General features: G+C 63.4%; 11 protein-coding genes. All 11 read right to left on the reverse strand.

From position 1 onward, the window contains the following. Positions 1 to 276 precede the first annotated feature (276 nt). The 11 genes from dhaK to AC0L26_RS31660 are packed head-to-tail and all read right to left on the reverse strand — an operon-like array spanning position 277 to position 8,869. Entirely contained in the window at positions 277 to 1,263 is a 987-nt protein-coding gene (gene dhaK / locus AC0L26_RS31610; protein WP_473636033.1) for a dihydroxyacetone kinase subunit DhaK, read from the reverse strand. A 34-nt stretch (positions 1,264 to 1,297) separates the two neighbouring features. Beyond that, positions 1,298 to 1,723, reverse strand: coding sequence for a hypothetical protein (locus tag AC0L26_RS31615; protein WP_473636034.1), 426 nt, complete (start codon positions 1,721 to 1,723; stop codon positions 1,298 to 1,300). A gap of 8 nt (positions 1,724 to 1,731) precedes the next feature. Further along, positions 1,732 to 3,318: a phosphoenolpyruvate--protein phosphotransferase gene (ptsP, locus tag AC0L26_RS31620; RefSeq protein WP_473636035.1), complete on the reverse strand. Its 1,587-nt coding sequence runs from the start codon at positions 3,316 to 3,318 to the stop codon at positions 1,732 to 1,734. Then, positions 3,302 to 3,604 (reverse strand): HPr family phosphocarrier protein, encoded by a 303-nt coding sequence (locus tag AC0L26_RS31625; protein WP_473636036.1) that lies wholly within the window; start codon positions 3,602 to 3,604, stop codon positions 3,302 to 3,304. The genes ptsP and AC0L26_RS31625 overlap by 17 nt, the downstream gene beginning before the upstream one ends. A 21-nt stretch (positions 3,605 to 3,625) precedes the next feature. Next, the gene (gene dhaM / locus AC0L26_RS31630; protein WP_473636037.1) at positions 3,626 to 4,015 is read right to left on the reverse strand and encodes a dihydroxyacetone kinase phosphoryl donor subunit DhaM; all 390 of its coding nucleotides are present in this window, start codon (positions 4,013 to 4,015) and stop codon (positions 3,626 to 3,628) included. Next, a complete protein-coding gene (dhaL, locus tag AC0L26_RS31635) occupies positions 4,012 to 4,614 on the reverse strand; it encodes a dihydroxyacetone kinase subunit DhaL (RefSeq protein ID WP_473636038.1) in 603 nt (200 codons plus the stop codon). The genes dhaM and dhaL overlap by 4 nt, the downstream gene beginning before the upstream one ends. Before the next feature lie 29 nt (positions 4,615 to 4,643). Further along, the gene (locus AC0L26_RS31640; RefSeq protein WP_473636039.1) at positions 4,644 to 5,663 is read right to left on the reverse strand and encodes an ABC transporter ATP-binding protein; all 1,020 of its coding nucleotides are present in this window, start codon (positions 5,661 to 5,663) and stop codon (positions 4,644 to 4,646) included. Further along, positions 5,656 to 6,768 (reverse strand): ABC transporter ATP-binding protein, encoded by a 1,113-nt coding sequence (locus AC0L26_RS31645; RefSeq protein ID WP_473636040.1) that lies wholly within the window; start codon positions 6,766 to 6,768, stop codon positions 5,656 to 5,658. The genes AC0L26_RS31640 and AC0L26_RS31645 overlap by 8 nt, the downstream gene beginning before the upstream one ends. Positions 6,769 to 6,771: 3 nt before the next feature. Then, a complete protein-coding gene (locus AC0L26_RS31650; RefSeq protein ID WP_473636041.1) occupies positions 6,772 to 6,978 on the reverse strand; it encodes a hypothetical protein in 207 nt (68 codons plus the stop codon). Then, the gene (locus tag AC0L26_RS31655) at positions 6,975 to 7,925 is read right to left on the reverse strand and encodes a carbohydrate ABC transporter permease (protein WP_473636042.1); all 951 of its coding nucleotides are present in this window, start codon (positions 7,923 to 7,925) and stop codon (positions 6,975 to 6,977) included. The genes AC0L26_RS31650 and AC0L26_RS31655 overlap by 4 nt, the downstream gene beginning before the upstream one ends. Further along, the gene (locus tag AC0L26_RS31660; RefSeq protein ID WP_473636046.1) at positions 7,922 to 8,869 is read right to left on the reverse strand and encodes a carbohydrate ABC transporter permease; all 948 of its coding nucleotides are present in this window, start codon (positions 8,867 to 8,869) and stop codon (positions 7,922 to 7,924) included. Before AC0L26_RS31660 ends, AC0L26_RS31655 begins: the two co-directional genes overlap by 4 nt. Positions 8,870 to 9,106: the final 237 nt, after the last annotated feature.

Genomic DNA, 9,106 nt, shown 5'->3' on the forward strand with positions numbered 1-9,106 from the left:
CACTATCGACCCCGACGAATGCGACAATTACTTTGCGAACGCAGGCTACGCTTCCGTTAAAACGTGAAAGACTCTAGCCTCGCAAGGCTTTGGCCTCTGCTCGGATGCGATGATCCTGAAGCCTGCCGCGTACCGTGAAGATCAACCGCAAGACCGCCGAAATGGTCTTCTCCGACGAAGTTAGGCTTTGCCCCGGCAAGCCGCTAAATCCAATCCGGGCAGCGTTGCGATTGGCGACGATGTCCCCGACAGGGTCGCAGAAAAGCACCGGCGAAGCTACATCCCCCAGCGCAGCGCAGCCGTATGCACCGGTGCGTCCCACAACGCGGTCGTCTCGTCGTCGAGCATGGTCAGCGTGATCGAGCAGCCGGCCATGTCGAGCGATGTCACATAGGACCCGACCAATGAGCGGGTGACTGTCACGCCGTTGTTCTCGAAGATATTCCGGGCGCTGTTGTACATCAGGTAGAGCTCCATCAGCGGCGTGCCGCCGAAACCGTTGATGAAGAGCAGCGCCGGGCCTTTCGCCCTGTCGCCGAGATCGCCGAGGATTGCCGCGCAGATCTCCTCGGCGATGGCATCGGCGCTCTTCAACGTGTCGCGGCGGCGGCCGGGCTCACCATGAATGCCGACGCCGAACTCCATCTCGCCGTCGCCGATATCGAAGGTCGGCTTGCCTGCCGCCGGTACGGTGCAACTGGTCAGCGCAACGCCCATCGAGCGCGTTGCGCTATTGACGCGTTCGCCAAGCGCCTTCAGCTCTTTCAGTGCCATGTCTTGCTCGGCCGCCGCGCCGACGATCTTCTCGACCATCAGCGTGCCGGCGACGCCGCGCCGGCCGGTGGTGTAGGACGAATTCTCGACCGCGACGTCGTCATTGGTGACGATTTGCATGACGCCTTCCGACATTTCGGCGGCCATGTCGAAATTCATCACATCGCCCTCGTAGTTCTTGACGATGAACAGGCAGCCGGCGCCGGTGTTGACGGCTTCCGCCGCCGCCATCATCTGGTCGGGCGTCGGCGATGTGAACACCTGGCCGGGGCAGGCGGCATCCAGCATGCCATGCCCGACCAGTCCGCCATGCAGCGGTTCGTGGCCGGAGCCGCCACCGGAGATCAGCGCCACTTTGCCCGGTTTGAGCACCTTGCGGCGGACGAATTTATGCTCGTCGCCAAGCACAAGGATGTCGGCATGGGCGGCGACGAAGCCGTCGAGGCTTTCGGTCAGCACCGTGTCCACAGAATTCAGAAATTTCTTCATGGCCGTCCTCCCGAAATGGCCAGGCGCGGCGCGGCTAAGTCCCGCCCTTGCCGGCTATGCTGGTGATCTTCTGGATGAAATCGTTGACCGCCCGGTCGAGCGCCGCGTTCTGCTTGTCGTCGCCGAAATCGGGAACGACGAGCGAGACGTGCCGCGTCTTGCGCATGCCTGCCGCCATCGACATTTTTCCCGGATGCGCCTGGTGATAGGCGGCAAGAAAATGGTCGCGTTCGGTCGGGCTGAAATGGCAGACGGAGAAAATAGCCGGCAAATGTTTTGACGGGATCGGGATCGAATAGGCGGGGCTCGAAATCTGCGTGACGAAGCTGCGGTGTTTGCCGAGCGCATCGGCGAGGCGCTGGCGCATGCCGGACGGGCGCTGGTCGATCACCTGCGACAGGATGGTCTTGTAGGCGCGGATCGCCTCTTCGGGTCCCGATTCAGGTGTCTTGTCGGCCATGCCGGAGCCTAGATCGACACGTCCGCGATGGCCGCCTTGGCCATGGCGAGCTGGGCGGGAACAACCGAGAGGTCGCGCAGGCCGGCCTCGATCAGCGCCGGGATCGACGCTGGATCGCCGCCAGCGTCGCCGCACAGGCTGACCGGTATCTTTTGCGCGCGGCCGAAGGCGGCAACCGAGGCGATCAGCCGGAGCACGGCCGGGTGCCGGACGGAATTCAGATGGGCGACGGAAGCATTGTCACGCGCCGCCGCCATCACATACTGGGTCAGGTCGTTCGACCCGATCGAGAAGAAGGCGACGTTGGCAAACGCTTCCGGCGCGATCGCCACCGAAGGCACCTCGACCATGATGCCGAGCGGCGGCATTTTTTGCGCGACGCCGCGCGCGGCAAGCGCGGTCTGCTCTTCCGCGAACAAGGCGGCGGCTCGCTGATACTCGTCCCCAACGGCGATCATCGGGAACATCACCTTGAGATTGCCATGCACCGCGGCGCGCAGCAGCGCCCGGATCTGCACCCGAAAGACTTCGGGCCTTGCCAGCGACAGCCTGATGCCGCGCAGGCCGAGAAACGGGTTGGTTTCCTCTGCTGTGAAGCCGGGCACCGGCTTGTCGCCGCCGGCATCGATGGTGCGGATCGTTACCGGTTTTTCACCGGCCCATTCGAGCACCTTGCGGTAGGCGCGATACTGCGTTTCCTCGTCCGGCAGCGTCTTGCCGAACAGGAATTCGGTCCGCATCAGCCCGACGCCGTCGCAGGTCGAAACATCGATGCCGTCGACATCGGATGGATCGGCGATGTTGACCTGCACCCGCACCGCCGTGCCGGCTTTCGTCACCGCCGGCCGTGTCAGATAGATCTCCGCTCTGTCGCGGCGCGCCGCAAAGGACGATGACAACAGGCGGAACGCCTCGATCTCGGCCCTCGATGGTGCCAATACGATGCCGCCATGCTCGGCATCGAGTAGGGCGACGCCAGCGGGATTGGTTGGGCAAGCGCCAAGCCCGACGATCATCGGCACCCCGCGCGAGCGTGCCAGCATGGCGACGTGGCTGGCGGCGCTGCCCGCCTTCAGCGCGATGCCGCCGCCGGAACTCCAGTCGGTTTCGAGGAAACGCGTCGGCGCGATGTCGTCGCCGTAGAAAATGGCACCTGCCGGCGCAGTCGCCTCGCCGTCGCCGGTCAGCGCGCGCAGCACCTGGTCTCTGATATCGCGCATGTCGGCAGCGCGTGCGCGGAAGTAATCCTGGTCCGATGTTTCGTAGCCTGATATCTCGGCATCCAGCGCCTGTCGCCATGCCGCATCGGCCGGCCGGCCGGAGGCAATCGCGGCAAAGGCCGGGCCGGTCAGCGCATCGTCCTCCAGCATGGCGATCTGAAATTCGAGAATATCGGCCGCATCGCCGTCGGCCGCTTCGATCAGCGTGGCAAGCCGGCCTGTCGCAATGCTGATTGCCGCTTCGAGCGCGAGCCTCTCGTCTGCGGCGGCTGCCTTGCCGGCATAGCGCGCGACAACCGCGTCGAGGTTGAACAGCGGCCCCTCGGCATAGCCGGCCGAGGCCGAAATCCCCTTCAGCCTAAGCGGTTCGGGCATGGTCCACGCCCTCGTCGAAATCGCGCCGCACCAGTTCGACCAGCGCGCCGACCGCTTCGTCGGCGCCGTCGCCATTGGCCCGGATATGCAGAACCGTGCCTTTCGGCGCCTTGGCCGCCATCACCTTGACGATGCTCTTGGCATCGAACCAAGGTCCGTTGGCGGCGAGCGCAACTTCGACATCGGCCGAGAATGTCTTGGCGAGCTTGGTGAACTTCACCGAAGGGCGCGCATGCAGGCCCACCTCGTGGGTGATCAGGACGGTGGCTTCTGCGGATGCGGACATCGAGTCAAAATTCCTGTTCATTCACGACGGCGCCAGTTCATGTGCTGTCGCCACCACTTCCCTGAGCGAAGCGCCGCCGGAAGCCTCCGTCGCCGCCATCACCGCGCCCTCGACGATCGGCGCATTGCAGACCATGATCTTCTGCGCGCGCGGCTCGCCGATCATCTCGACCGCCATCTCGCTATTGGTCTCGGCGCCGCCGAGATCGACAAGTATGGCGACGCCCGCCTCCGACCAGGCCTTGTCGATGGCGCCCATGATCGCCTCGACGTCTGTGCCCAATCCGCCATGGCCGTTTCCGCCGCACCATGCAAGCGGCACTTCGTCGCCGACCATCTGGCGCACCATGTCGGCTGTGCCTTCGGCGACCAGCGGAGAGTGCGATACGATGACGATGCCGACATTGCTCATACGTGCCCCTCTATGGTTTCGACAACTGCCTGTACCAGCAGCGCTGTCGATCGTGCTCCGGCATCCATATGGCCGATCGAGCGGTCGCCGAGAAACGAGGCGCGCCCGCGCGAGGCCTTCATCGGCACCGTGGCCTCGGCCGCTCTGTCGGCGGCGGCAGCTATTTCCGCCCCGGTCTTTCCCTGCAGCAGGGCGTCATGCACCGGCTGCAGCACGTCGAGCATGGTCTTTTGCCCGACCTGCGACTTCCCTCTCGCCGCCACCGCTTCGATTGCCTTGCCGAAAGCCGTCGCCAGGTCGGCTTGATCGGGCTCCGTGGAAATCTCCTTGCCGAGCGCCATGAACAGTGTGCCGAACAAAGGTCCCGAAGCCCCGCCGACGGTCATCACCAGCTTGGTGCCGATCGCCTTCAACGCTTCGGGCAATGGCTTTGCCGCGAACGTCTCGGCCTCGGACCGCACCGCCTCGAAGCCGCGCTTCATATTCAGCCCATGGTCGCCGTCGCCGATCGCCTGGTCGAGCGCGGTCAGCTCGTCCGCGTGGGCGGCAATCGTATCGGCGGTGGCCGATATCAGCGCCTTCAGGTCAACCTTGTCCATTGTCCCAGTCTTGTCCATCGTCCCAGCGCTCATCGGTTCGCAATCCTGTTGCCGGCCTGGTCGAAGAACAGCGGCGCCCGGTAGCGGATAATCACCCTATCGCCCTTTTCCAGTTGGATGTCGGGGTCGGTCAGCGTCACCAGCTTTCTGCTTCCCACCGTCACATGCAGGTGATTCTGGTCGCCCAAATGTTCGACCCAGTTAACAACGCCGTCGGCGGGGCCATTCGATGCCTTGCCGATCGACAGATGTTCTGTACGCGCGCCGATCGTTTTGGTTCCCGCCGGCATGTCGCCATCGGGCAGCAGCCCGGTCGGCAGCAGATTGATCGCGGGCTGGCCGAGCCTTGCGGCGACATGAAGGTTTGCCGGCTCGGAATAGATCGTCCGCGGTGTGCCGATCTGCACCAGAACGCCATCGGCGAGAATGCCGATGCGATCGGCCATGGTCATCGCCTCGATCTGGTCATGCGTGACATAGAGCATGGTGGCCCCGACCTCGGCCTGGATGCGCTTCAGCTCCAGCCGAAGGTCGGCGCGCAGCTTGGCGTCGAGCGACGACAGCGGTTCGTCCATCAGGTAGATCGAAGGCTTGCGCACCAGCGCGCGGCCGATGGCGACGCGCTGCATCTCGCCGCCCGAGAGTTTCGTCGAGCGGTTGGAAAGCTTGTGGTCGATGCGCACCATCTTCGCCACCTCTTCGACGCGGCGGCGCACCGCATCCTCGCTCAGCCGCCGCGCCGGCGAGCGCAGTGGGAAGGCGAGGTTGTCGAACACCGACAGGTGCGGATAGAGCGAGTATTGCTGGAAGACGAAGGCTGTGTCGCGCTCGGCCGGCGACAATATTGTCGCATCGCGGCCGCCGATATGGATTGAGCCCGTGTCGGGCCGCTCCAGCCCGGCGATAAGCCGCAGCGTCGTCGTCTTGCCGGCCCCGGTCGGCCCGAGCAGCACGACGAATTCACCATCGGCGACGTGCAGATCGAGAGTGTCCACCGCGACATGCTCGCCGAAGGCTTTGGTCACGCCTTTGATGTGCACCTCAGCCATGATGCGCTCTTCCCTGGGAGGCTCCGTCATGGATTGCGGTTCTCACCGCGCGGCCGGATCGCTTGTCGAACAGTGACAGCCGCGCGCTGCTCAGCGCCAGGCCGACATGATCCCCCGCGTTGAGCCGGATTTCAGCTGGCACCCGCGCCTTGATGATGCCGTCTGCCGTCTCCACCGCGACGATCTGCGTGGTGCCGAGATATTCGGTGCCGTAGATGGCGCCGCGCAGTTTTGAAGCATCGTCGAAGCGGATGTGTTCCGGCCGGATGCCGAGCGCCATGTCGCTAGGTTCTATATCCTCGCGCACCTCCGGCACCGCCACCTTGGCGCCTTGCACGATGATTTCCCTGGACCCCTTCGCCAGCCCGCCGCCGAAGCCGAGAAAATTCATTGGCGGCGAGCCGATGAAATCTGCGACGAACATCGTTGCCGGCCGGTCGTAGATTTCGCGTGGGGTGCCGAACTGCTCGATGACGCCGTGGTTCATCACCGCGATCTTGTCGGCCATCGACATTGCTTCCATCTGGTCGTGCGTGACGTAGACCGTGGTGGCGCGGATGCGGTTGTGCAGTTCGCGCAGCTCATGGACCATGAGATCGCGGAATTCGGTGTCGAGCGTGCCGAGCGGCTCGTCCATCAGGAAGCATTTTGGCCGCCGCACGATGGCGCGGCCGAGCGCCACGCGCTGGCGATCGCCGCCGGCGAGACCGGAGACCGACTTGTTGAGCAGATGGTCGATGCGCAACAGCTTTGCCGTCTCTCCGACGCGCTGGCGGATTTCGACGTTGGGCATGCCTTGCGCCAGCAGCGGGAAGCCGATGTTCTTGCGCACATTCATATGCGGATAGAGCGCGAACAGCTGGAACACGAAGGCAATGTCACGCTCGCGGGCACGCCGCATGGTGACGTCCTCGCCGCCAAGCAGGATCTTGCCGCCGGTCGGCAGTTCGAGCCCGGCGATCATGCGCAGCGTCGTCGTCTTGCCGCAGCCCGACGGCCCCAGCATGACGAAAAATTCGCCATCCTCGACCACGAAGTTGGAGTCCTGCACGGCGACGAAATCGCCGAATGCCTTCCTCAGATGCTCGACCCTGATTTCTGCCATCGTCTACTCCGGAAACTTCGAGACGATGATGAACATCGCCGTGCCGGCCAGCATGGTGATGAAGGAATAGGTGTAGAGCGACAGTGCGAACGGCTGGAACAACATCAGGAAGCCGATGGCGATGATCGCGGTGGCGATGTTTTCCATCAGCCCGCGCCTGGCCCAGACCGGCCAGCGCGATTTGCGTTTTGCAGGTTGGGTTATGCTCATTTGCGCACCGCGCCGAAGGTGATGCCGCGCAAGAGCTGCTTGCGGAGCAGGATGGTGAAGACCAGGATCGGCACCAGGAAGATCGTCGTGCCCGCTGCGACCGCCGGCCAGTCCTGGCCGCCTTCGCCGATGATGGTCGGGATGAAGGGCGGTGCGGTCTGCGCCGTGCCCGAGGTCAGCAGTGCAGCGAAAGCATATTCGTTCCAGGCGAAGATCAGGCAGAAAATGGCGGTCGCGGCAATGCCGGTGGTCGCCTGCGGCAGCACGGTGCGCCAGAAGGCCTGCAGCCGCGTATAACCGTCGATCATCGCCGCTTCTTCGTACTCGCGCGGGATTTCGTCGATGAAGCCCTTCAGCAGCCATACCGCAAGCGACACATTGACCGCCGTATAGAGCAGGATCATGCCCAGTGCGGTGTCCGACAGGCCAAGCTCGCGATACATCAGGTAGATGGGAATGGCGACCGCTATCGGCGGCATCATCCGCGTCGACAGGATGAAGAACAGAAGGTCGTCGGCCAGCGGCACCTTGAAGCGCGAGAAGCCATAGGCCGACAACGTGCCGAGGAACACCGCGCAAAAGGTCGAGCCGAAGGCGATGATCAATGAATTGACGAAGCGCGGCATGAAATTGGACGGGCCGGCGATCACCATGTTGCGCTTGCGCGTGGTCTCGTCGCAGAAGCCGGTCGCCGGTCCAAGCGAGTTGATGTATTCCGGCGTCTGCCTTGTGCGCGTCGTGAACAGATTGCAGTAGCCTTCGATGCTAGGCTGGAACAGGATTTTCGGCGGATAGGCGATCGAATCCGGCGGCGTCTTGAAGCTGGTGGCGAAGATCCACAGCAGCGGCACGATCGAGATCAGCGCGTAGAGCACTATGATCGTGCCGGCGACGCGCTTCGACGTGGCCGAGGGTGCGACGACCGAATGGGCTGACGTCAGGCTCATCTCTGCTTCACCTTGTTGAGCGCCTTGACGTAGATGTTGGCCAGCCCGAACACCGCGACGAACAGGATGATGGCGAAGGCCGAGGAATAGCCGGTCCGCCAGCTTTCGAAGGCCTGCCGCTTCAGCGTGATCGAGGCGACTTCGGTGGTCGAGCCCGGCCCGCCGCCGGTGAGAAGGTTGACCATGTCGAACATCTTGAAGTTCTCGATGCCGCGGAACAGCACCGCCAGCATGATGAAGGGCAGCGCCATCGGCAGCGTGATCGACCAGAACTGCCGCCAGTTCGAGGCGCGGTCGACCTCGGCTGCCTCATAGATGTATTCGGGGATGGAGCGCAGTCCGGCGAGACAGATCAGCATCACGTAGGGCGTCCACATCCAGGTGTCGACGATGACGATCGACCACGGCGCCAGCGAGACGTTGGAGAGCATGCCGATCTCCGTTGCCGGAATACCTGACACGAACGAGACGGCATAGGCGAACAGGCCGATCTGCGGCTCGTAGAGGAAGCGCCAGAAATTACCCACGACTGCCGGCGACAGCATCATCGGCACCAGAATGATGGTCGTCCAGAAGGCGTGGCCGCGAAACTTTCGGTCGATCAGCCAGGCCAGCGTGAACCCGATCAGCGTCTGCAAGAGAATCGTCCAGAATACGAAATGCGCCGTCGTCTGCATGGCGATCCAGATATCCTGGTCGCCGAGTATGCGCTTGTAGTTGGCAAAGCCGACATTCTTCACCAGCTCGTTGGGGCGGTTGGCGCGGTAATTGGTGAAGGACAGATAGATCGCCCAGAACAGCGGGAAGATGTTGATGGCGAGCAGCAAAAGGATCGTCGGCGAGATGAACAGCCAGGCGAGGCCCTTGTCGCTGATGCCGCGGACCCTGCGGGCCAACGGCTCAGGCGTAGCCCGGGCAACGCTGTCCGCAGTCCGATTGAGCATGGTCAGTCCCGCTTCGGTCACTTTAAGTCGTCTCGACAATGGAATTTATCTGAACTGTGTCCCGTGCCAAGAGCGGCACGGGACCAGAGCATGATGCCGAAAAGTGTTAAGCGGTTTTCGGGCGACATCATGCTCACTCGCTCTTGGTCCGGGGCCGGGGGGGTTTTTTTTGTTGTGGGACAAAAAAAAAACCACGCGGGGGGGGGGGGGGGGGGGGGGGGGGGGGTCTAAAAAAAA

Source organism: Mesorhizobium sp. WSM4823 (genome assembly GCF_055811195.1).

Bases quoted from the DNA above. Each gene is read 5' to 3' on its own strand.
- AC0L26_RS31645 (WP_473636040.1), bottom strand. From the start codon at position 6,768: ATGGCAGAAATCAGGGTCGAGCATCTGAGGAAGGCATTCGGCGATTTC.
- AC0L26_RS31615 (WP_473636034.1), bottom strand. From the start codon at position 1,723: ATGGCCGACAAGACACCTGAATCGGGACCCGAAGAGGCGATCCGCGCC.
- AC0L26_RS31660 (WP_473636046.1), bottom strand. From the start codon at position 8,869: ATGCTCAATCGGACTGCGGACAGCGTTGCCCGGGCTACGCCTGAGCCG.
- dhaM (WP_473636037.1), bottom strand. From the start codon at position 4,015: ATGAGCAATGTCGGCATCGTCATCGTATCGCACTCTCCGCTGGTCGCC.
- AC0L26_RS31640 (WP_473636039.1), bottom strand. From the start codon at position 5,663: ATGGCTGAGGTGCACATCAAAGGCGTGACCAAAGCCTTCGGCGAGCAT.
- ptsP (WP_473636035.1), bottom strand. From the start codon at position 3,318: ATGCCCGAACCGCTTAGGCTGAAGGGGATTTCGGCCTCGGCCGGCTAT.
- dhaK (WP_473636033.1), bottom strand. From the start codon at position 1,263: ATGAAGAAATTTCTGAATTCTGTGGACACGGTGCTGACCGAAAGCCTC.
- dhaL (WP_473636038.1), bottom strand. From the start codon at position 4,614: ATGGACAAGGTTGACCTGAAGGCGCTGATATCGGCCACCGCCGATACG.
- AC0L26_RS31655 (WP_473636042.1), bottom strand. From the start codon at position 7,925: ATGAGCCTGACGTCAGCCCATTCGGTCGTCGCACCCTCGGCCACGTCG.
- AC0L26_RS31650 (WP_473636041.1), bottom strand. From the start codon at position 6,978: ATGAGCATAACCCAACCTGCAAAACGCAAATCGCGCTGGCCGGTCTGG.
- AC0L26_RS31625 (WP_473636036.1), bottom strand. From the start codon at position 3,604: ATGTCCGCATCCGCAGAAGCCACCGTCCTGATCACCCACGAGGTGGGC.